The sequence below is a fragment of the Micromonospora sp. RP3T genome, assembly GCF_003027925.1.
Lineage (GTDB): Bacteria > Actinomycetota > Actinomycetes > Mycobacteriales > Micromonosporaceae > Micromonospora.
The window spans coordinates 109,641-130,792 of the sequence record NZ_PYPS01000002.1; the positions used below are offsets into that span (position 1 = coordinate 109,641).

The window sequence follows — 21,152 nt, forward strand, 5'->3', positions numbered from 1 at the left end:
TCATGTCAAGCGCAGCGAAACGCTACGGATGGTGCGTCCCGACGCCGTGATGGCGCTAGACTCTCCGGCCATGGGATTGCTCACCTTCAACATGAACGTCACTGTGGATGGTTGCGTCGACCACGAAGAGGGGGTCAGCAACGACGAGACGCACGCCTTCTTCACCCGCCTCATAGACGAGAGCGGCGGGATGCTGTGGGGCCGTGTCACCTACGAGATGATGGAGAGCTACTGGCCAGCCGTCGCCCGCGGTGACGTGGAGGCGCCGCAGTCCAATCGTGAGTGGGCGCTCAAGCTGGACGCGCTACCCAAGTACGTGGTGTCGTCGACGCGCACGGAATTCCCGTGGAACAACAGCCACCACATCACCGGTGATCTGCGCGAGGGTGTGCAGAAGCTCAAGGACGCGACCCCGGAGGGGATCCTGGTCGGAAGTGGCAAGCTCGCGACCGAGCTCGACCGGCTGGACCTGATCGACGAGTACAAGTTGCTTATCCATCCCATGATCGCCGGTCACGGCCCGACGCTTTATCAGGGCGGGCTGCCCGCCACTCGTCGGCTCGAGCTGCTCTCGGCCAAGCCGCTCTGCGACGGCGTGATGTTGATGCACTACCGCCGCGCACGCTGAATCACCGAATTCCTCGCTGCGAGCAGCACATGGCCGCCGCTTCTCTCCGCAGGGGAGGAGCGGCGGCCTGAGGTGTGCCGCGATCGGCGTAACCCACACCGCAGGGCAGAGGCGTGTGGATGCGACCGGTGAGTCCGGTCCGGAGCGGGACGAGCCCGACCGGCTTTTCCAGGGCGCTCCATAGTGGAGTCGTCCCGGTCCGATGAGCCACGGGATCGACATGCCGGGGACTCGTTGGCGTCCGGCCGGCTACAGCCCGGGGCCGGATCTGAATGGCCTGCCCGACGTATCCGGTCGCCGGTGGTTCTCCTTGCGCGCGGTGTCCGGTCCCCGGACTCCTGCTGCTGCCACCGCCGGTGGGGCTATGCCGGCGCGCCCTCCCGCGTCATCGGCTCCTCCCGCGCGGGCCTGGTCCGCTCGCCCCACCGCGCCAGGGCCGGTGCCACCAGGCCCACCAGGGCGAAGAACACGCCGATCCCGATCAGGCCGGGCCGGCCGAGGGTCAGGATGAGGCTGAGAAACAGAAACGGGGCTATTGCCTCGCCGATGCCGGCGCCGGCCCCGAGGAAGCCCATGTACTGGCCCTGTGCGTGTGCCGGAGGCAGACCGAAGTTGAGGGCGAACGAGCCCGCCATGTACCACAGTTCGCCGTAGGTGTGCACGCAGACGGCCGCTGTCAGGAGCAGCGCCGCGGCCCAGCCGGGCAGTCCGTTCGCAAAGCCGATCGCGGAGCAGCTGAACAGGAGGATCACCCCGGCGCGCCGGATCGCCACGCCGCCTTGGCGGATCGTCTTCACCCGGTTGCCGATGCGGACCTGGAACATGACGATCAGGACGTTGTTGAGCAGGTAGAAAAGCGCCACCGACCAGGATGGAGCGTCGGTGGCGTCCACCACCCAGAGCGGCAACAGCATGTTGATCATGAAGAGCTGGAGATTCATGGCGCCGGCCACCGCCGTGTACGCGACGAAGGGCCGGTCCGCGAACACGCCCCAGCGTGGCGCGGTGGGCGGCTTCGGCAGCGGCTCGTAGGACGGCAGCCGGGTGAAGACCAGCAGGGCGCCCAGGAAACTGAGCGCGTCGAGGACGATCATCAGGTGATATGCGGTAGGAGTGCCGATCTGGATCACGACGCCGCACCCCGCGGTCCCCAGGCCCATGGCGAGGTACTGGATCGCGTGCGTCTGGGACCGGAAGCTGATCGCGTCCTCGTCGGCCACCCGGCGCAGCAGCGATTCGCTGGCCGCTATCGACGCCTTCATGGCCAGCATGTCGAGGGTCGCCGCGATGACCAGGTCGGTAAAACTGGTGATGAAGATCAAGTAGATCGCCGTACCGCACTGGATCAGCAGCATGACCTTGACCGTCTTCAGCGGACTCCACCGGTCGGCCAGGTTGCCGACCGGGACACCGCTGACCAGGCTGATGGCGACCCCGATGGTGAGCGCGGCGCCCACCTGCGAGGCGGGTAGTTGCACGATCCGGGTGAAATACAGGCTCATGCTCACGACGAGCAGCCCGAATCCGAACATGTTTATGAAGGTTGCCAGCGCATACACGCGCTTTGGTCCGGGCTCGGGGATGAGTGCTTTGACTTCCCTGATCGGGTCAAACCTCGGCATGGAGTACCACTGCTCCTCGTAACCACCCATTCCTCGCCGTCCGGCAGCGGAGATCATCCTTGCTGGACTTTGGCGTCGAAATCAACTCTCAGGGTGCTCTTGTTTCGACGTGCCGTTTCGCCAGGAGTTCGCCTCGCCGCATTCTGCGAGCAGCGCTTACCTTCTGCGCGGCCTACCGTGGTCCTGATCGGGCGCAGAGATGAGTCGTGCTCGATCCGGGCGGGTGCCATGTCGCAGTAGGGGGAATTGTGGACCGGAAGATCGTGAAGGGCCTCGCCCTCTTCATCACCGCGGCGACGGTGGCGGTCGCACCTGCGGCGAGCGGCGCCGCAGCGGGAACCGAAGCGGAAACGGCACGGGCCGCCAGAATCGCGTGGGAGCCCTGTGGGGGGCCCGAGCCGCACGGGACCGGCGCTGAGTGCGGCCTGCTCGACGTGCCGCTGGACTACGGCAAGCCCAACGGCAGGAAGATTCAGATAGCCGTCTCTCGGATCAGGTCGACGGTAGTCGCCAAGGACTACCGAGGCGTCATTCTGGGTCTTCCGGGTGGCCCTGGTAATCCTGGGCTGTGCACATCGTCGGACTGCGTCCCCACCGCCGTCGGGGCCGCCTACGACTGGATCGGCTTCGACCCGCGGGGCGTCGGCTCCAGTGTGCCCGCACTGTCCTGCGACAGCGAGTACTTCGACCCGCCGCGTCCGGAGTACGTCCCGCTCAGCCGGGACCTCGAGCGGACCTGGCTCCGGCGATCGAAAAGCTACGCCCACGCCTGCGGTGCGGCCGGCGGCGCGCTGCTCGACCACATGACCACGCGGGACACCGCGATGGACGTGGATTCGATCCGCAAGGCGCTCGGTCTCGACCGGATCAACCTGTACGGCATCTCCTACGGCACCTACATCGGCCAGGTGTACGGCACGTTGTACCCGGAGCGGGTGCGCCGCATGGTGCTCGACAGCAACATCGACCCGCGCAAGGTCTGGTACCAGGCCGCTCTCGCCCAGGACGTGAACTTCGAACGCAACCTGCGCCTCTGGTTCACGTGGGTGGCCAGGTTCGACGACGTCTACCACCTCGGCAGGACCACCGACCAGGTCAGACACCGCTGGTACGCGGAGCGGAGCAAGCTGCGTACGGCGCCGGCCGGCGGTGTCGTCGGACCTGCCGAGTTCACCGACATCTTCATCTACGCCGGCTACTTCCAGTTCATGTGGCCGACCCTGGCCGAGTGGTTCGCCAGTTCGGTGAACGACCCCGACGCCGAGCTGCTGGTCGAGGCGTACGAGAGTTCCTTCCGCCCGGCCGACGACAAGGTCTTCGCGGCCTTCAACGCGGTGCAGTGCACCGACGTCAGGTGGCCGCGCAGCTGGCACACGTGGCGGCGCGACAACTGGCGCACGTTCCGCAGCGCACCGTTCGCCACCTGGTACAACGCCTGGTCGAACGCGCCGTGCCTCTTCTGGCCCGGCCGGGTCTCCGAGCCGGTGAAGGTCGACGGTGCGAAGGTCAGGAGCGTGCTGTTCGTCGGCGGCACGCTGGACGCGGTCACGCCGTTCGAGGGCAGCCTCGAGGCGCGGCGTCGCTTCCCGAACGGCTCGCTGCTGGCGGAGGTCGGCCAGACCACGCACGTCAATTCGTTCAACGGCAACCCGTGCCTCACCAGCGCCATCGCCGACTATCTCGCGACGGGCAAGCTGCCGCCGCGCAAGCCCGGCAACCAACCTGACGCGACCTGCCAGGCCCTGCCTCAGCCCGATCCGACCGCACCGTCTGCGCGGACGACGATGCCGGCCGGCAGTCCGGCGATGCGCGCGCTGCTGTCCGCCGTACGCCGCTGAGGGCTGCCCGTCAACGTTCTGTGGCCCTGTGGGGCATGCTGCCGACGGTGCCTCGCCGGGCATCCCGGGGCACATGTTCCCACCAGGGCCGGTGTCGAAGTCGGTCACCGCATTCGGTGATCGTGGCGAGGTGAACGGTGGCTCCGCCGCGGACGGCGAGTCCGCGGCTCGCCGATGCCGGCGTGCGGGGCGGCCGTGCACACGTGGTTCGGCTGGTGTGCGCCGCTGACCTGGCGTCACGGCGCATCGTCGGCCGGGCCAGCACCGAGCACCTCAGAACCGAGCCGGTCAGCGCTGCTCCCATCGACGCCCTCCTCCGGCGACGACCCGGGCGTGGGCCGGTCTTCCACTCGGACCGTGGTGGCAGCACACCGACGCCCGGCACGACCGCCTCGCGTCACGTCACGGCATCCGCCTGCCCGTCGGACGGCGCGGGCGGTGCCGGGACGACGTGGTCGCCGAAACGATCTTCTCCGCCATCGGGGCAGAACTGCCGCACCGCCGGCCACGGGCCTCCCAGCACGCCGCCCGCCAGGCCAGATCTGGGTACGTCGATGGGCCGGCACGGCGCCCGTCGTCGATACTCGACCCTGGACCACCTCGGCTCCGCCGCCCTCGAAGCCACCGGTTCGCAACTTCTACCAGCGGTCCGGGCAGCCTGGTTAGATCAACACATCGACCCTGTCCGTCGAAACGGGTCAAGCCCACTGGAGCGGCATGATGGACAAGAAAACGGTCACCCTGCGACTACTCGGCCCGGTGTCCGCGTGTCTGAACGATCAGCCGGTGATGCCGAGCGCGCCCAAGCAGCGTCAGATCCTCGTACTGCTCGCGCTCAACGCGGGCCGGGTGGTGACCGTCCAGACGCTCGTCGAGGAGCTGTGGGGCGACACGCCGCCACGCAGCTTCGCGACCACGTTGCAGACCTACATATTGCAGCTCAGGGGCCGGTTGGGTGAGGCGGCCGGGGACCGCGGGTGGGCGCGGCAGTTGCTCAGGACCAAGCACGCCGGCTACCAGCTCGATGCGCAACTGTGTGCCACCGACGTCGCGGAGTTCAGCGGTCTCGTGCGGGAGGGTCGACGGGCCGCCGAAGCCGGCGACCCGGCCGGCACCTCCGAGCTGCTCGGCATCGCGCTGGCGATGTGGCACGGGCCGGCCATGGTGGATCTGCCGGTCGGGCGGGTGCTGCGGGCCGAGGTGGCTTCACTCGAGGAGACGCGGCTGAGTGCCCTGGAACGCCGGATCGAGGCCGACCTCATCCTCCGCCGCCACGCGGACCTGTTGGCGGAGCTGACGATGCTGGTCGACCGCTATCCGATGAACGAGAGCTTCTGCGCCCTGTTGATGGCCGCCCTCTACCGCTCCGGCCGGGCCGGACATGCGCTGGAGGCGTTCCGGCGAATGCGTACGGTGCTGCGCGAGGAGCTGGGAGTCGAGCCGGGACCGCGGTTGCAAGGGCTGCATCAGGCGATCCTGGCGGGTGACCCGGACGCCGAGCCGGCCTGGTTCGTCGTGAAGCCGGTCCACGGCCGGCGGTCGGGACGGGCGCATCCGCAGCGGCCGGTCGACGTCCCGGAGTCGGACTGACCGGTCCGGGGCTCGGGTCGCGAGCGTGCGCAGCGGCGGGCTGTCGGTGTCGCTCAGTCAGGTGTTCGGCACATCGGGTAACTATCATGGTGAGGGGAGCCGCGCCGCCGTCCATCTCGGACGTTGCTCTCGGTCGCCGAACCGCCGCCGTCGGCGTCAGGCCTGCAGGTCGGACGCGGTCGCGTGCGCCGTGCGGAGCTCGGCGAGAACCGACGGCGTCCCCGGCCGGCGCGGGATGCCGAGGTGCCGCTCGCGCAGTTCGTCCATGAAGCGCTCCAGGAGTTCGGGGCCGCCCCGTTCGAGCAGCTCGGCGCGGACCGAGAGCTCGGGGGCGGCGGGCATGTGCTGCCGGCCCCAGGTGCCGAGCGCCGCCATCACGGGCACCAGATCCACGCCGACGGCGGTGAGGCTGTATCGGATCTTCTGCCGGTGGGTCTCGTCGCCCGCTCGCCAGAGCAGGCCGTTGGCGACCAGTCGTCGCAGCCGGTCGGCCAGGATGTTGGAGGCGATCCCCTCCTCCGACTCGGACAGCAGCTCGCGGAAGTAGCGCCGGTCGCCGAACATCACGTCCCGCAGCACGACAATCGACCAGCGGTCGCCCAGCACCTCGACCGCCAGGTTGATCGGGCAACCCGAGCGGTACGCCACCTCTTGTCCGTCGCTCATCGGATCTGAGAGTACGTCGCGGTCGGTCGTGGCAACGTCCTCGGGTCGCTGCCACTCCGTGGTCAGGCCGGAAAACAGTGAGGCCGACGAGCGCGCGGATCGACCGACGCCACAGCGACGAGATGCCGGGGTCCCCGGCGACCGCTGGGACGGGCGCCGGCGGCTCGATCGTGGACGGCAGGTGGTTCGCCTGCCGCTTCCTTCGCGCCAGTGGAGGCGCGGCGAACCGCTTGCAAACTACCACCGGTTGCTATGCTGATCCGATGCGACCTCTTCGTTATTCGATCCACGTCACTCTGGACGGGTGCTGCGACCACAGCGCCATGGACGGCGATCTGGAGATGCATCGCCGCGGAGCGGAAAGCCTCGCCCGCGCCGATGCTCTCATTTTCGGCCGGGTCACCTACGGGATGATGGAGTCGGCCTGGCGCCCCATGGCGGCGAATCCAGGATCGCTCCCGGAAGAGACGAGGCTCTTCGCCCAGACAATCGACAAGGCGAAGAAGTACGTCGTCTCGAATTCACTGAAGACCGTGGACTGGAACGCCGAGATCCTGCGTGGTGATCTGGGGCAGGCCGTCGAGAAACTCAAGCAGAGCCCTGGCGACGGCCTGTTCGTGGGCGGCGTGAAACTCCCGATGGCCCTCGCGGAGCTCAACCTGATCGACGAGTACGAATTGGTGGTCCACCCCCGCCTGGCGGGCCGGGGGCCTTACCTGTTCGCCGGTCTGCCGAAGCCGCTCGACGTGAGGTTCACGGGGAAGACGGACTGGGAATCCGGCGCGACGGCGATGCGATACGAGCCGGCAAAGTAGGACGAGAAATCCGCCGGCGCCGGCACGCAATTGCGTGCCGGCGCCGGCGGACCTGTCTCTGCGGGTCGCAGGTCGGGCGGATTCACCTGCTCGGTGCCGTTGAGCGCACGTCCGACGGTGCTCGGGCCCTGCTGCGTCATGTCCCGCTCTCCCGAGGTTGACCAGGAGCCGAGGATCGTCCGGGCCCGGCCGGCGTGCCACCTCCCGCATTGCGATGAGACCTGGGCGCAATTCCGGAGATGCGGCGGGACGGGCCAGCGATGAGGTTGGAAACTGTCGCCCGCGCTCGCGAACGGAGAACAGCCATGGATCCCGGTTCTGTTCAGCAACAGCCGATCTTCACCGCCGCCACCGCCTACCGGGCACCCGGCACGCGCCGGCAGGAAGCCCTGTGCCGGTTGTTCGCCGAGGCGCTCGGCGTGGACCGGGTGGGGCTGGACGACAGCTTCTTCGACCTCGGCGGCCAGTCGCTCAATGGCGTCCGGCTGATCAACCTCATCGCCAAGGAGTTGGGGCGGGAGCTGTCGATCGACGAGCTGTTCGACTATCCGACCGTCGCCGAGCTGGACGACTACCTCCGAGACTGAGCATCCGCGGGAGACGAGCATGATGACGACCGATGTGGCTCCGCTGTCCCTGAATCAGAAGTTCAACAGCCTCTTCGACGCCGGCGGCGACGACGGCCCCTTCGGTTGCCGCAACCATGTGGTCGTCGGATGGCGCGTCACCGGGAAGCGCCCGATCGACGTCGACGCGCTGCGCGAGGCGCTGCTCGACGTCGTGCGGCGACACGAGGCGCTCCGGACGCGCATCGGCGGGCCGGATGATGATCGGCACCAGGAGATTCTGCCGCCGAGTCCGGTCCGGCTGGACGTCCTCGACCTGCCGGACGTCGCGGTGGCATCGCGCGCGGATCGGGCGGAAACGCTCATCCACGAGGTCGAGGCGGGGACGATCGGCACGCAGGAGGCACCGTTCCTACGGGCCGTGCTGGCCCGTTTCGACAGCCAGGACTCCGTGCTGGTGCTGATGGCGCATCACCTCAGCGTGGACGGACAGTCGATGGCGCTGATCGTTCGTGACCTGGCCCACTACTACGCCGCCCGCACGGGGCACGAGGGTGCGGACCTGCCGGTGGCTCCGCAGTACCGCGAGTACGGCGTCTGGGAGCACGAGGCCGCCGCGTCGGCCAAGGCCCGCGAGTTCTGGCGCCGCCGGCTCGACGGCGCCCGATTCACCGCGATCCCGACCGACATGCCGCGCTCGGCCGGCCTCCCCGTGTCGACGGCCCGGCACCGCTTTCTGATCCCGGGTGATGCCATGGCCGCCCTCGACCGGGTGGCCCGGTCGAATCGCGCCACCCGTTTCATGGCCATCGCCGCGGCCTACCAGCTGCTCCTGCAGCGGTTGACCGGCGCCACGGACGTGGTGATGGCGACCTTCACCCCCGGTCGGGGCGACGGGCAGTTCGACGAGACCGTCGGCACGCTCTACAACTTCGTGCCGCTGCGGACGGACCTCACCGGGTGCACGTCGTACCTGGACGTGCTCCAGCGGGTCCGGCGATCCTGTCTCGAGGCCTTCTCGCACGACATCCCGGCCATGCAGATCTTCGCCGAGGCGCCGCAGCTGATGGAGACGGTCATGACCGACAACGCGACCGCGATGGTGTTCGAGAGTGTCCCGACGGATTCGGTGGCCGACGCGCCGGGCGATCTGAAATTCGTACGCATCACCCGGCTGCTGAGATCGCAGGAGCTCGCGTCGGCGATACCCGACGGCGCGCTCTGGGACATCAACATCGACCCGTCCGGCGACGGTATCGGCGCCATCGCCTACAAGCGGAATCTCTTCCGCGAGGACACCATCGTGTCGATGGCCGAGGAGTTCGGCCGGATTGTCCGGGACGTCCGACGGGCGTGACACCGGCACCAGGCCCGCACGATACGAGAGGAGCTGGTCTGCCGTGGTCAATAGCGTTCACGGCACGCGATTCGGTCAGGACGGCGTTCAAGGAGGAAGCACAATGGAGATCACTCAGGCGCCGCCCCGTGCGGAGCTGGTCCGTCGCGCCTCGGAACTCGTCCCGCTGCTGCGGGACAAGGCACAGTGGATGGAGGAGAACCGGCGGATCCACGACGACGTGCTGGCGGGCATCACCGACGCCGGCCTGCTGAAGATGCGGGTTCCGGTCCGCTACGGCGGCTACGAGAGCGACATGCGCACGGTGGTCGACGTGCTGGCCGAGCTCGGCCGGGGTGACGGCTCGACGGCCTGGACGGTCGCGGTGTGGCAGATCAGTACCTGGATGACCGGACTGTTCCCGGACGAGGTGCAGGACGAGGTGTTCGCCACGCCGGACGTGCGGATCAGCGGCATCCTCAGCCCGGGCGCGATGGCCGTGCCGACCGACGGCGGCTATCTCGTCAGCGGCAAGTGGTCGTTCAACTCCGGGGCGCAGCAGAGCACGTGGAACACCAACGCCGCGGTCACGCCGACCGGGGACGGCGGGTTCGCCCCGATCATGATCGCCGTGCCGATCGCCGACCTGCAGATCATCGATGACTGGCACACGTCGGGCCTGCGCGGCTCCGGCAGCATCACCACCATCGCTCAGGACGTCTTCGTGCCGCACGAGCGGGTGCTGCAGATGGGGCCGGTGCTGCAGGGGCAGCACCGTTCCAAGCTGAACGCCGACGCCCCGATCTTCCAGGCCCCGTTCATGCCGACCGCGTGCTCGACGGTCAGCGCGCCGGCGCTGGGCCTGGCCCTGGGGGCGAGGGACGTCTTCCTCGAGCGGTTGCCCGGCCGGAAGATCACCTACACCGCCTACGAGAACCAGGCCGAGGCGCCGATCACCCATCTCGAGCTGGCCGACGCCATCGTCAAGATCGACGAGGTCGGGTTCCACGCTCACCGCGCGGCCGACCTGATCGACACCAAGGGCCGGGCGGGCGAGCAGTGGACGCTCGAGGAGCGGGCCCGCATCCGGCTCGACCTGGGCGCCTGCTGCCGGCGGGCCAAGGAGGCCGTGGACGTGCTGGCCGGTGCCAGCGGCGGCTCCTCCATCTACCGCGACGTCGCGATCCAGCGCGTCCAGCGCGACGTCCAGGCGCTCAATCTGCACGCCATCCTGCACCCCAGCACCAACTTCGAGCTGTACGGCCGGATCGTCTGTGGCCTGGAGCCCAACACGAACTACATCTAGGAGCCGGCGAGGCACCATCACGCCCGGTCGCATCGACGGACATGCGACCGGGCGTGACCCGTTCCATCGGGTCCGACCGGAGAACAACGAACAGATCGGAGGTGGACCTGTGCCGCGGTTGAACCCGGTCCGGGCACTCGGCTCCACGATGCCGGAGCCCGGCCCTCGACGCGTGTACGCGTTGTCCCTGCTCATCAACACCATCGGCACCGGCCTGCTGATGGTCAGCCTGCCGTTGTACCTCATCCGGGTGGTCGAGCTGTCGGCCATCGAGGTCGGCCTCGGCCTGACCATCGCCTCGGCGATCACCCTGGTGGCCGGCATGCCGCTCGGTGACCTGGCGGACCGGCGCGGCCCGCTCGGGATGATCAAGGCGATGCTGCTGGTGCAGTGCGCGGCGACGATCGGCCTGCTCTTCATCACCAACTTCGCCACCTTCGTCGTCGTTGTCACCATCGAGATGGTGGCCGGGCGGGCGATCATCAACGCCGAAGGGGCGCTGCTGCGGCGGGTGGCCGACGACAGCGCGGCCGGTTTCCGCTCGTTGACCCACGCGATCACCAATGTGGGCTTCTCGCTCGGCTTCGCCGGCTCCGGCATCGCGATCCAGGTCGGCACGCCGACCGCCTACCACGTGGCGATCGTGGTGAATGGGCTGACCTTCATCGGTGCCTGGATCATCCTGCACCGCGGCATGCCGCGCTACGGCCCGCTGCCGGTCCCGCACGAGTCGCTGCGCTGGGGCGTGCTGCGCGACAAGCCGTTCGTGGCCTACTCGGTGGTCGGGGCCTCCTTCAGCCTGCAGTTCAGCGTGCTCCTGCTGCTGCTGCCGGTCTGGGTGGCCGAGAACACGAACGCGCCGGGGTGGGTCATCTCCGCCTCGTTGATGCTGAACACCATCCTGGTCGTCGCGTTCCAGGTACGGCTGGGCGGCAGGGTGCAGACGCTGCGGCAGGGTGGGCTCGCGTGGCGGCGGGCCGGGCTGGCCTTCCTGGGCAGCTGCGTCCTGTTGGGCTTCGCCGCGGGGCTGCCGGCCTGGGCGGCGCTGCTGATGATCATGGCCGCCGTCAGCGTGCACACGGTCGGCGAGATCTGGCACCTGGCCGGCGGGTTCGCCCTGAGCATGGGCCTGCCCCCGGCCCATGCCCAGGGGCAGTACGACGGCTTCAGCAGCATCCTGGGCGGTATTGGCGCGGCGGTGGCCCCGGTCCTGCTGCTCGGTCCGATCCTGGAGAACGGCCGGACCGGCCTGGCCCTCCTGGGTGCGTTCTTCGCCCTGACCAGCCTGCTGATGCCGGCCGTGGCGCGGTGGGGCGAGCGGACCCGGCCGACCGTTCCGGCCACCGCCGATACGGAGGTCGCCGATGTACCGGCTTGACACGACCCGGCTGGCGCCGGTCACCGGCGCAGCACAGCCGGAGATGACCGGTCGTGGCGCAGGCCCGGACGATGGTTCTCGTGGCCGGCCGAGATGGGGGAGCAGCATGCACATGCCGATGAGCACCGACGTCGTCCGGACGCCGGCCCCGTCGATCGCCGGAGTGGGCACGGCGGTGTCGCCCACGTCCTACTCGCAGCAGGACGTGCTGGACACCTTCGGCATCTCCGATCCCCGCATCCGGTCGGTCTTTCTCAACAGCGCCATCGAGCGTCGTCACCTCACACTGCCGCCGATGACCGACGACGGCACACCGTCGTCGGAGACGCAGGGGGATCTGCTCGACAAGCACAAGGGGCTGGCCATCGACATGGGTGTGCGCGCGCTGCGGGCCTGCCTGGACGACGTGGGCGCGACGCTCGCCGACATCCGCTACCTGTGCTGCGTCACGTCGACCGGGTTCCTGACGCCGGGCCTCAGTGCCCTGCTCATCCGCGAGCTGGGAATCGACCGACACTGTGCCCGCGCGGACGTCGTGGGAATGGGCTGCAACGCCGGCCTCAACGGGTTGAACGCGGTGTCGAGCTGGGCCGCGGTCAACCCGGGTGAGCTGGCGGTGCTGGTCTGCACAGAGGCCTGCTCGGCGGCGTACACCCTCGACGCGACGATGCGCACCGCCGTGGTGAACAGCCTGTTCGGCGACGGCGCGGCGGCGCTCGCGGTGGTCGGCGGCACCGGCTCCGACGCCTCGGGCGCGAACGGCCATCCCCGCGTCCTCAAGTTCGCCAGCTGCCTCATTCCCGAGGCGATCGACGCCATGCGCTACGACTGGGACGGAGCACAGAACCGCTTCAGCTTCTTCCTCGATCCGCAGGTGCCCTACGTCGTCGGCGCGCACGCGGAACTCGTGACGGATCGCCTGTTGGCCGGGACGGGGCTGTGCCGCAGCGACATCAGACACTGGCTGGTGCACTCGGGCGGCAAGAAGGTGATCGACGCCGTGATGGTGAATCTGGGTCTCAGTCGATACGACGTCCGCCACACCACCGGGGTCCTGCGTGATTTCGGCAATCTGTCGAGCGGCTCGTTCCTCTTCTCGTACGAACGTCTTCTGCGAGAGAAAGTCACTGCCTCGGGCGATTATGGAGTGCTCATGACCATGGGTCCCGGTTCCACGATCGAGACGGCGCTGATCCAGTGGTGACAGCGGATACCGTCTTCGCCGTACGCAACCCGGAGGGCGACATCGAGTTGCGCGTCGACGGCTCGAAAACCCTTACCGTCGCCCACATCTCCGCTGTGGAGTCGGCCTGCGCCGCAGTTGAGGCCGGCCGGTCCGGAGCTGTCCTTCCCGTGTACGTGTCCGGCACGCCCGGCGCCGCCTGGACGAGCGGTCTGGACGTGTCGCTGGTCTCCAAGTGGGAGCGTTCGGTGCGCCGGCTAGAACGGCTCGGCGCGACGACCGTCGCAATCGCCTCCGGTGATTGCGGAGGCATGGCCCTGGACGCTCTGCTGGCCACCGACTTTCGCATTGCGACGCCCGACGTGCGCCTGTCGCTGCCGGTCGACGGGGAGGCCACCTGGCCCGGCATGGCTGTCTTCCGGCTCGTCCAGCAGGCCGGCGGCATGCGGCTGCGGCGGGCGATCCTCTTCGGCACGCCCGTCGAGGCGTCCGAGGGCGTCGACCTGGGCCTGCTCGACGAGGTGACCGAAGACCCGGCCGAGGCCCTGGCCGCGGTGACCGCGCGGGCGGCGGCCCTGACCGGCTCGGAGTTGGCCGTCCGTCGTCGGCTGATGGCCGATGCCGCGACCACCAGCTTCGACGAGGCCCTCGGGCGTCACCTCGCCGCCTGCGACCGGGCCCTGCGGCGGTCGGCCCCGAAGGCGCCCTGAGGTGTCGGGTCCCGGGCGCGCGCTCCGCGACTCCGGGATGAGGCTTGGCCACAGCCTGATCGGTGTGCCGGAGGCCCGCGGGAACGCTCCCGGGCCTCCGGCACCGTGCTGCTCCACGCTCTCGGCGTCGGGCCGGGCTCGGCGACCCGGTGCGTGAACTCGAGTTCACCACCGAGTGCGGTGAAGGCATCGAGCAGAGAGTCCTTCCGGTGTACGGCGTTCTGCCGGCCCGGGCCTGCCGGCACGCCGCCTCGGCGACTTCGGTCGCGGCTGGTGCAGGCCGGGCAGCCCGTCGAGCGGCGTCGGCCGTTGCCGGTGTCGGGCCCTGTCCGCACCTCGACGAGCGTCACCGCGATCCGTGACCAGGGTCCGGTGCGCACGGGTTCGCGAGCGTGGCGGTGGACCCGGTGAGCGGCAAACCCCTCGTCACCGTCCGGTGCGGCAGGTTCGTCCCTGCAGCGGGTGGGTTCGGCGGCCGCCGGGGCGTCACGTCGACCCGCCCCGAGCCGGCGCTGGTCCACCGGCTCTCCGGCGACCGCAATGCGTGCCCCGGTCGTTACCGGTGAGGCGCTGGTCGTCCCGATCTGGTGGGGTCCCCGGCGGCACGCAGCTCTTCCGGACGGGCCAAGGAAAACGGGACCGTGGTCATCGACCACGGTCCGGTGACGTACCGGCCGGCCGGCTGAGCGAACAGCCGACCGGCTCGCTGGGGCCGGTCAGGCGTCGTCGAAGTGCGAGCGAATCCGCCGCCGCCACAACTCGTACGCGGGCTCGGCTGACGCGGAGGTCACGGCGGTGTCGTCGGCGAGGGCGACCGCCTTGTCGACGGACAGGCCGGTGAGGGCCTGACAGGCGGCGGCGGTGAAGTCCGGCACCAGGCCGGCGTAGGACCGCGCCTTCACCGCGAAGACCGTGCCGAGGGCCAGTTGCCCCCGATCGTCACCGGCGGCCCGCCGCAGCGTACCCAGGGCGTCGGCGTCGCTTCCGCCGGCGAAGGTCGCGGCCAGCCCCACGCCGCTCCAGAGGTCGGGCCGGCGATGTTCGGCGAACCGTCCGACCGCGGCGGCGACGTCGGGCGCGTGGCCGCCGCCGATGAACCACAGGGCCCGGCCGATGCCCTGATCGATCGCGCGGAGGAAGTAGTCGGGGGCGCCGTCCCATCCGTACGCCGCAGGGATCTTCTGCTCGTCGACCCAGCGCCTGGTCTGGAAATATGCGCGGTCGAAGCCGTAGCCGTCCACTGCCAGCCAGCTCATCGTCGGGTGATAGGGGTCGCCGCTCAGGTCGGGGACCACCTTTCGCCATAGCGGCCGGGGCAGCCGGGCCATGGCGAAGCCGATGCCGATATAGGCGAGGAAGATGTGCCGCCGGCCCGGTCCGAGCAGCAGATCGCGGGTCCGGTGACCGCCGCCCATCGCGTCGAGGACGGTGGCCGCCATGGTCGCCCCCTCGTACGCGAAGCCGCGCATCTCCGCGTCCACCAGGTCGAGCCGGCGCTCGACCTCCCACTGGTCGCGGGCGTCGATTCCCCACTCGAACCCGCAGATGACCGCCTGGGGCACGGCCTCCAGACGGCGTGCGGCCGGGGTCGGCCGGGACGGGAAGCCTCGTTTGGCGAAGGTCACGTCGATGAGCTGGGGCGAGAGCACGAGCCTGCGCACCGAACCGAGGACAGTTGGCATGGGCCCACCTTCTGGGTCGTTGTCGGGCGGTCACTTGTCATCAGCCTGCGCGTTCGGGCTGAACCGGCTCGCGGCCGGCGCTCAGACCGGGAGCACCCGCAGCGGCAGGCCGCCGCGGACCCGGAGCGACAGCATGGCCTCCGGCTGCGGCGCGGCCGACCCCGGGAGCTCGAACCGGAAGCGGCGCGCGACCATGGCCGCGACGAGGATCGCCTCCAGCAGGCCGAGATGGCTTCCGACGCAGACCCGCGGGCCCGCCCCGAACGGAATGTAGGCGAACCGGTGCGCGACCGGCGGGGCGTCGGGCGCGAACCGCTCCGGCCGGAACTGATCCGGGTCGTCCCAGAAGCCGGGGTGCCGGTGCAGCGTATAAGGGCAGATCATGACGTCTGCGCCGGCCGGGATCGGGTAACCGCCGATCTCGTCGGCGGCCACCGCCCGGCGCGGCAGTCCCCACACCGCCGGGTAGAGCCGCATCGTCTCCTGGATGACCATCGTGGTGTACGGCAGGCGGTTCAGGTCGGCGAACCCGGGCGTGCGGTCGCCGAGCACCTCGATCGCCTCGGTGCGCACCCGCTCGGCTGCTTCCGGATGGCTGCTGAGCAGGTACCAGGCCCAGGAGAGCGTGCTCGCCGTGGTCTCGTGCCCGGCCAGGAGCATCGTGACGATCTGGTCGCGCAGTCCTCGCCAGCGGAGGTCGGTATCCCGCTCGCCCCCGGCCACGCGCAGCAGGACCGACATCAGGTCGGACCCGTCCGTGCCGGAACCGGGCGCGCGGGTGCTGACGATCGTGCGCACCGCCTCCTCGATCCGGCGGCGGGCGGCCCGGAAGCGGCGGTGCCGCGGCAACGGCAACCACAGCGGAAGCACGCCCAGCGTGACCATCTCGAACATGGCCTGGTCCTGTGCGGCCTCGAAGGCCGGCCCGAGGAAGCTCAGCGGACTCAGGTCGACGTCGAGCAGGGTCCGGCCGAGCACGTCCATCGTGAGCGCCGTCATCTCCTCGGACAGGTCGACGACGTCGCCGGTCCGGGCGTGCAGCCGTGCGGTCAGATGGTCGCCCGCCGCGGCCACGACACCCGCGAAACCCGCGATGCGCTCGCGGCGGAACGCCGGCGAGATGGCCCGGCGCTGACCGCGCCACGTCTCGCCCTCACTGGTGAGCAGGCCGTCGCCGAGGATCCGGCGTCGGGCCTCGGCCAGGCCCATCCCCTTGTGATAGTTGGCGGCGTTGTCGGCGAGCACGTGCCGGGCGTGATCCGGATGGTTGAAGAAGTAGAGGGTCTTCGGCCCCATCGCGAAGCGGACCACATCGCCGTACTCGCCGGCCGCGTCGGACAGCAACCTCAGCCGGTCACCCCACAGCTTGCGCAACAGTCCGGGCGTCGCCCACGGTGGCGGCCCGGGGTAGGACGGCCGGCCGCGCACTGCCGGGCCGGCCGGGTTCACGCCCGGCCCCCGGTGCCGCTGCCCACGGGGTGGCCGACCGAGGCGACCGCGTACGCCTCCAGGGCCGAACCGAGCTGCGGCGGCACCTCGGTCGGGGTGGTGTCACCCCCGACATCCCGCAGGCACATCACCCGCTGACGGCTGCGGGCGACCACCTCCTCCCGGCCCTCGCGCATGCGCACCACGTCGAAGGCGACGCGGATCTGGGTCAGGGTCAACTCTTCCAGACGCATCCGGATCGCGACCTCGTCGAATGCGGAAACATCGGCCAGGAGTTCGGCCTCGGACTCGACGCAACGCAGCACCAGATCGCCGTTCAGCTCATCGAGCACGTCCGGTGCGTGCTCCAGAAGGAACATCTCCCGACACTGGCCTTGCCAGCGTATGTAGTTCACGTGGTAAACGGTGCCTAAGAGGTTGGTCTCGTCGAAGCCGACGACGTGTCGGTACTCGAAATACTGCTTCCTCACAGGGCCGCCTCCATCAGCGTCATTCACGCAGCTGTTCGGCACGGCGTGCAAGTTCTACGATGACGGGATCCGTGCCGCTGTTCATCTTGGGCATTGCGGAGCGGCACAGGAGGCGGTGTTTCTGTCGAGCGGCGGCCAGTGCGGCCGGCCCGGGTCGTACGCCGCAGGTGCGTGGGGGATGAGGGTGCGGCACTCCGGCAGTTCGGTGCGAAGCGGGGCCGCCGCCGACAGGCCGCCCCGACCGCCGGCCCTGCTCCCGCTCGACCGGGGCGGCAAGCGCTCCGCGGATCATGGCGACAGTGCTCGGCGAGCGGGACCCGCAGCATGCGATCCACCCTCAGGTGGATCCTGGCCCGGCCGGCGCCGAACGCGACGAGGTGTTCCCGGACCGCCGCCACCCGGCCCCCACGGCCGCGTCGCAACGGACGGCGATCGTCGCCAGAACGGGAGACATTCGCGAAATGCACATCGTTTCGCAGCGCAGTGCGGTCCTACGGGAAATCCCGAGGCAGGTGTTCGAAAGAAATCAGGCGGCTGGTAAGGCAGGTGCATCCGCGTGCTGGGCCGTCGGTGGAACCGAGTCGACTGGAGCGCTCAGTGCGAAATCATTCTTCGGCCGACTGGACTGATTTTCCGGTGTGCCGTGTGGTCGGCTGCAACCGCTCGTACCAATCTGCTCACCGTATGCGGTGCCGGGTATTCATCTGAATAACGCCCGTCCTCGGGAGGGCGCGTCGCGACGACGCGTCGAATCCTGACGACGACGCGTTCCGACGCGTTTGATCGAGGCACGGGTTGCCGGGTCGGCGCGCTCGCGACGAGCCGGCGGGCCGCCCGGAGCAGACGTCGCCTTTTCGTTTTCCGGGCCCGACGGCGAGCGCCGGGCCTCCGATCCGAGGTCTGTGCCCGGTAGGCGACGCGTCTCCGGTCGGCGCGCCGGACAGGGGATCGCGGGACGTCCCGGATGCTGGTTCCGGCGACGCGGGCCGACCGCTGTCAGGCGGGCCGCACGGCGAGCGCGTGGTGGAACACGTCCAAGGGGTCGTACTGGGCCTTGACCCGCTGCAGGCGGGGGTAGTTGTCCCGGTAGTACAGGGTGGACCAGGGGACGCCTGATCGGTTGATGGCCGGGTCGGCGAGGTCGTTGTCCGGGTAGTTGATGTAGGCGCCGTCCAGCGGGTGAGGCACGCCGCCGGTGTCGGCGTACACCTGGTGGTAGAAATCGCGGAGCCAGGCGTCGTGCGCCGCGTCCAACGCCGGATCGGTCCACGCCGCCAGGTACGTCAGTCCGATGACGGCGTTGCGGTGGGCCGTCGCCGTGGCCGTCGACGGCACGGTGTTGATCTTTCCGCCATAGGTGCTCAGGCCCACGTTGCCGACCAGCAGGCCCTCGTTACCCGGCTCGGTGAGCAGTCGGTAGATCGTCGATATCTGGGTCTCGGTGAACCGGGACCGCAGGTAGCCGGACTTCATCCGGAACCGCACCTTCTGGGAGTCGTCCGCGCTGCCCTCCACAGCGGTCATCCACGGCTTCCAATCCTTGCGGACGTCCTGCGGCGCGCCGACGCCGTCGCTGAGCGCGGCGATGAAGTCGTCCAGCAGCTGCTCGGCGTCCGGGCCGAAGACCTGGCCGATCAGCATGTGCGCGCCGGTCTGCCGACGGTTGAGGTCCAGCCCACCGTAGAGCCGGCTGCTGGCCAGTCCCGGTGCGGCATTCTCCTCGCACCACCGACTGTGGTTGCGCACCAACCGGGCGAACTTCTGCTCGTCCATCCCCTCCCACGGCCACGCGCAGGAGTAGTCGAGGGTCTTGGCCGGCGCCGGCGGCAGCAGGGTACCGGGATCGTTGCCGCGGACGCCGGGTGTGCGCAGCCAGTACCGGGTGACGATGCCGAAGTTCCCGCCACCGCCGCCGGTGTGTGCCCACCACAGGTCGTGGTGGGGATCGGCCGGATCCCGAGTGGCCACCACGGACCTGACCCGGCCGAGTCGGTCGGCCACCACCACTTCCACGGCCTCGAGGTGATCGGCGACGAGGCCGTACTCACGGGACAGCACGCCGTATCCGCCGCCGGCGATGTGCCCGCCGACACCTACCATCGCGCACCAGCCGGCCGGGACGGTGACCCCCCAGCCGAAGAACAGCCGGCGGTACAGCTCGGCCAGGGTCGCGCCGGCCTCGACGGCGAAGGCGTTACGGGCCGGGTCGAAGTAGACCTGCGTCATCCCGGCCAGGTCGATGATGACCCGAACGGCCGGGTTGTCGACGAAGTCGGACAGGCAGTGCCCACCGCCGCGGACCACCACCCGCTGTCCGGCCCGGACCGCGTCGTGTACCGCCTGGACGACCTGCGACGTCGAGCCGACCACGCGCACGTAGTCCGGACTGGCCGTATACCGTTTGTTGCGCCCCTGGACCAGCTCCTCGTAGCGGACGTCGGTCGGGCGCACGGTCACCGGCCCGATGGGGGGCGGGCAGTCGCCGGCGGCACCGCCGGGCGGGAAGCTGCCGCCCGCCGCTACCGGCGCCACGACGGTCTGCGCGGCGGCCAGACCGGCCGCCACCGCGGCGGTACGCAGAACCTGACGGCGGGTGTGTTCGGACATGGCGGGTTCTCCTCGGACGGTGAGCGTGGTGCCGAGGCGTCAACCCAGCTGCCACTGGTTCCGTCCGGCGAGGTCAGGAAAGCGATGCTGCCAGTCGACCCGCTTACACGATGGTGACGCGATCGAGACCGGCGCATCTCACGGGTTGCGCGGCGGCCGGCGATCTCCCGCGGCGGTGGCGGGACGGGCCGGCGTCGCGACAGCTCCCGGCAACACCAAAGAAGACACTCCACCGGCGCCTTGTCAGGCTCGGGTCACTTGGCCGGCGCGCATCGAGATCCTTGTCTGTCGTCTAGCGGCACAGGAGTGGCCCACCGATGAAAGCTCTTCGAGTAATTCGCCGCAGGGTGATGACACCCAGCCGATCCGCCATCCGGTTGGATGTCCGTGGCTTCCACGTCAAGAGCACTGAGGCCCGCACGCTTCTGGAGTCCATCGGTGGCTCGTTCCTCGACGGCTACGCGATCGCGGCCGAGGCGCGCACACCGGCCGAGGTCGAGGCGCCGCTGGCGGCCGTGCCGGCCCGGTTCCGCGGCTTCGCGTACGAGGGCGCGGCCATGGCCTTCGCCGTCCGCGACGCGCTGCGCCCGGGCGGGCGCAACGTCGAGCGGTTCCTGGACGGCGTCGGCGCCGACCACGTCTACATGGCTTACGTCGGCGTCGGATGGGCGATGGCGCGGGTGCCCCGCGTGCGGTGGCCCTCCCTGTACGCCCGGGATCCGCTGCTGCGTTGGCTGGTGCTCGACGGCTACGGGTTTCACCAGGCCTACTTCCACACCGGGCGCTACGTCTTCGGCCAGTACGAGACCGGCTCGCCGCCCTGGCCGGAAACGACGTCGCGGGACTACGCACCCCGCGCCGTCGACCAGGGCATCGGCCGGGCGCTGTGGTTCATCGGCGGCACCGACCCCGGCGTCGTGGCGGGCCTGGTCGAGCGGTTCCCGAGCCGCCGCCGGGCCGACCTCTGGAGCGGGGTCGGGCTGGCCGCCACGTACGCCGGCGGTGCCAGCGAGGCGGAGCTGACCGCGCTCTGGGAGCACGGCCGCGACTACCGGGCGCAGCTGGCGCAGGGCGCGGCCTTCGCCGCCGGCGCGCGAGCCCGAGCCAACCTGATCCGTCCGCACAACGAGACGGCCACCCAGATCTTCTGCGGCCAGCCGGTGGCGCTGGCCCAGCAGGTGACCGACGAGGCGATGACGGGTCTTCCGGCCGACGGCCCGATGCCGGCGTACGAAGTCTGGCGCCGGCGGGTCTCGGAGGCCTTTGTGCGATCCGGCCACCTCGACCTGACCGCCACGGAGTAGAC

The 21,152-nt window shown here is 69.8% G+C and carries 17 protein-coding genes; 11 read left to right on the plus strand and 6 right to left on the minus strand.

What is annotated here, in order from left to right; all coding sequences use genetic code 11:
• The first annotated feature begins 70 nt into the window (after window positions 1-70).
• Window positions 71-628, plus strand: coding sequence for a dihydrofolate reductase family protein (locus C8054_RS02420; protein WP_107155226.1), 558 nt, complete (start codon window positions 71-73; stop codon window positions 626-628).
• Between the two features lie 362 nt (window positions 629-990).
• Here C8054_RS02420 and C8054_RS02425 read toward each other — a convergent pair whose 3' ends face one another.
• Window positions 991-2,280 carry an MFS transporter gene (locus C8054_RS02425; protein ID WP_158273782.1) on the minus strand — a complete coding sequence of 430 codons (1,290 nt, stop codon included), beginning with the start codon at window positions 2,278-2,280 and terminating at the stop codon, window positions 991-993.
• A gap of 176 nt (window positions 2,281-2,456) precedes the next feature.
• Here C8054_RS02425 and C8054_RS02430 point away from each other — a divergent pair, with 176 nt between their 5' ends.
• Window positions 2,457-4,088 carry an alpha/beta hydrolase gene (locus tag C8054_RS02430; protein ID WP_199199496.1) on the plus strand — a complete coding sequence of 544 codons (1,632 nt, stop codon included), beginning with the start codon at window positions 2,457-2,459 and terminating at the stop codon, window positions 4,086-4,088.
• 717 nt (window positions 4,089-4,805) lie between these two features.
• A complete protein-coding gene (locus tag C8054_RS02435; RefSeq protein ID WP_199199497.1) occupies window positions 4,806-5,678 on the plus strand; it encodes an AfsR/SARP family transcriptional regulator in 873 nt (290 codons plus the stop codon).
• Window positions 5,679-5,834: 156 nt separating this feature from the next.
• Here C8054_RS02435 and C8054_RS02440 read toward each other — a convergent pair whose 3' ends face one another.
• Window positions 5,835-6,344: a helix-turn-helix domain-containing protein gene (locus C8054_RS02440; RefSeq protein ID WP_107155027.1), complete on the minus strand. Its 510-nt coding sequence runs from the start codon at window positions 6,342-6,344 to the stop codon at window positions 5,835-5,837.
• A 263-nt stretch (window positions 6,345-6,607) separates the two neighbouring features.
• Here C8054_RS02440 and C8054_RS02445 point away from each other — a divergent pair, with 263 nt between their 5' ends.
• The 7 genes from C8054_RS02445 (at window position 6,608) to dpgB (ending at window position 13,638) form a co-directional block, all read left to right on the plus strand.
• Window positions 6,608-7,159, plus strand: coding sequence for a dihydrofolate reductase family protein (locus C8054_RS02445; protein ID WP_107155229.1), 552 nt, complete (start codon window positions 6,608-6,610; stop codon window positions 7,157-7,159).
• A gap of 305 nt (window positions 7,160-7,464) precedes the next feature.
• The gene (locus C8054_RS02450) at window positions 7,465-7,746 is read left to right on the plus strand and encodes a phosphopantetheine-binding protein (protein ID WP_199199498.1); all 282 of its coding nucleotides are present in this window, start codon (window positions 7,465-7,467) and stop codon (window positions 7,744-7,746) included.
• Between the two features lie 19 nt (window positions 7,747-7,765).
• Window positions 7,766-9,082 (plus strand): condensation domain-containing protein, encoded by a 1,317-nt coding sequence (locus tag C8054_RS02455; RefSeq protein WP_107155029.1) that lies wholly within the window; start codon window positions 7,766-7,768, stop codon window positions 9,080-9,082.
• Between the two features lie 103 nt (window positions 9,083-9,185).
• Window positions 9,186-10,367, plus strand: coding sequence for an acyl-CoA dehydrogenase family protein (locus tag C8054_RS02460; protein ID WP_107155030.1), 1,182 nt, complete (start codon window positions 9,186-9,188; stop codon window positions 10,365-10,367).
• A gap of 109 nt (window positions 10,368-10,476) precedes the next feature.
• Entirely contained in the window at window positions 10,477-11,745 is a 1,269-nt protein-coding gene (locus C8054_RS02465) for an MFS transporter (RefSeq protein ID WP_107155031.1), read from the plus strand.
• A 118-nt stretch (window positions 11,746-11,863) separates the two neighbouring features.
• Window positions 11,864-12,949 (plus strand): 3,5-dihydroxyphenylacetyl-CoA synthase DpgA, encoded by a 1,086-nt coding sequence (gene dpgA, locus C8054_RS02470; RefSeq protein WP_233219454.1) that lies wholly within the window; start codon window positions 11,864-11,866, stop codon window positions 12,947-12,949.
• The gene (dpgB, locus tag C8054_RS02475; protein WP_107155230.1) at window positions 12,946-13,638 is read left to right on the plus strand and encodes an enoyl-CoA-hydratase DpgB; all 693 of its coding nucleotides are present in this window, start codon (window positions 12,946-12,948) and stop codon (window positions 13,636-13,638) included. The genes dpgA and dpgB overlap by 4 nt, the downstream gene beginning before the upstream one ends.
• Window positions 13,639-14,354: 716 nt before the next feature.
• Here dpgB and C8054_RS02480 read toward each other — a convergent pair.
• The 4 genes from C8054_RS02480 to C8054_RS02495 form a co-directional block, all read right to left on the minus strand.
• Entirely contained in the window at window positions 14,355-15,320 is a 966-nt protein-coding gene (locus tag C8054_RS02480) for a DUF1702 family protein (RefSeq protein ID WP_107155033.1), read from the minus strand.
• A gap of 81 nt (window positions 15,321-15,401) precedes the next feature.
• Complete coding sequence (locus C8054_RS02485) at window positions 15,402-16,769, minus strand: cytochrome P450 (protein ID WP_306766802.1); 1,368 nt, start codon at window positions 16,767-16,769, stop codon at window positions 15,402-15,404.
• Window positions 16,766-17,239, minus strand: a complete 474-nt coding sequence (locus C8054_RS02490; protein ID WP_107155034.1) for a thioesterase family protein — start codon at window positions 17,237-17,239, stop codon at window positions 16,766-16,768. Before C8054_RS02490 ends, C8054_RS02485 begins: the two co-directional genes overlap by 4 nt.
• 996 nt (window positions 17,240-18,235) lie before the next feature.
• Window positions 18,236-19,846, minus strand: a complete 1,611-nt coding sequence (locus tag C8054_RS02495; RefSeq protein WP_107155035.1) for an FAD-binding oxidoreductase — start codon at window positions 19,844-19,846, stop codon at window positions 18,236-18,238.
• Between the two features lie 317 nt (window positions 19,847-20,163).
• Between C8054_RS02495 and C8054_RS02500 the strand changes: the two genes are divergently transcribed.
• Complete coding sequence (locus C8054_RS02500; RefSeq protein WP_107155036.1) at window positions 20,164-21,150, plus strand: DUF1702 family protein; 987 nt, start codon at window positions 20,164-20,166, stop codon at window positions 21,148-21,150.
• The last annotated feature ends 2 nt before the right edge of the window (window positions 21,151-21,152 follow it).

Excerpts from the sequence above, each read along its gene's own strand:
- C8054_RS02420 (WP_107155226.1), top strand. The coding sequence starts at position 71 with ATGGGATTGCTCACCTTCAACATGAACGTCACTGTGGATGGTTGCGTC.
- C8054_RS02425 (WP_158273782.1), bottom strand. The coding sequence starts at position 2,280 with ATGGGTGGTTACGAGGAGCAGTGGTACTCCATGCCGAGGTTTGACCCG.
- C8054_RS02435 (WP_199199497.1), top strand. The coding sequence starts at position 4,806 with ATGATGGACAAGAAAACGGTCACCCTGCGACTACTCGGCCCGGTGTCC.
- C8054_RS02440 (WP_107155027.1), bottom strand. The coding sequence starts at position 6,344 with ATGAGCGACGGACAAGAGGTGGCGTACCGCTCGGGTTGCCCGATCAAC.
- C8054_RS02445 (WP_107155229.1), top strand. The coding sequence starts at position 6,608 with ATGCGACCTCTTCGTTATTCGATCCACGTCACTCTGGACGGGTGCTGC.
- C8054_RS02450 (WP_199199498.1), top strand. The coding sequence starts at position 7,465 with ATGGATCCCGGTTCTGTTCAGCAACAGCCGATCTTCACCGCCGCCACC.
- C8054_RS02455 (WP_107155029.1), top strand. The coding sequence starts at position 7,766 with ATGATGACGACCGATGTGGCTCCGCTGTCCCTGAATCAGAAGTTCAAC.
- C8054_RS02460 (WP_107155030.1), top strand. The coding sequence starts at position 9,186 with ATGGAGATCACTCAGGCGCCGCCCCGTGCGGAGCTGGTCCGTCGCGCC.
- dpgA (WP_233219454.1), top strand. The coding sequence starts at position 11,864 with ATGAGCACCGACGTCGTCCGGACGCCGGCCCCGTCGATCGCCGGAGTG.
- C8054_RS02480 (WP_107155033.1), bottom strand. The coding sequence starts at position 15,320 with ATGCCAACTGTCCTCGGTTCGGTGCGCAGGCTCGTGCTCTCGCCCCAG.
- C8054_RS02495 (WP_107155035.1), bottom strand. The coding sequence starts at position 19,846 with ATGTCCGAACACACCCGCCGTCAGGTTCTGCGTACCGCCGCGGTGGCG.
- C8054_RS02500 (WP_107155036.1), top strand. The coding sequence starts at position 20,164 with ATGAAAGCTCTTCGAGTAATTCGCCGCAGGGTGATGACACCCAGCCGA.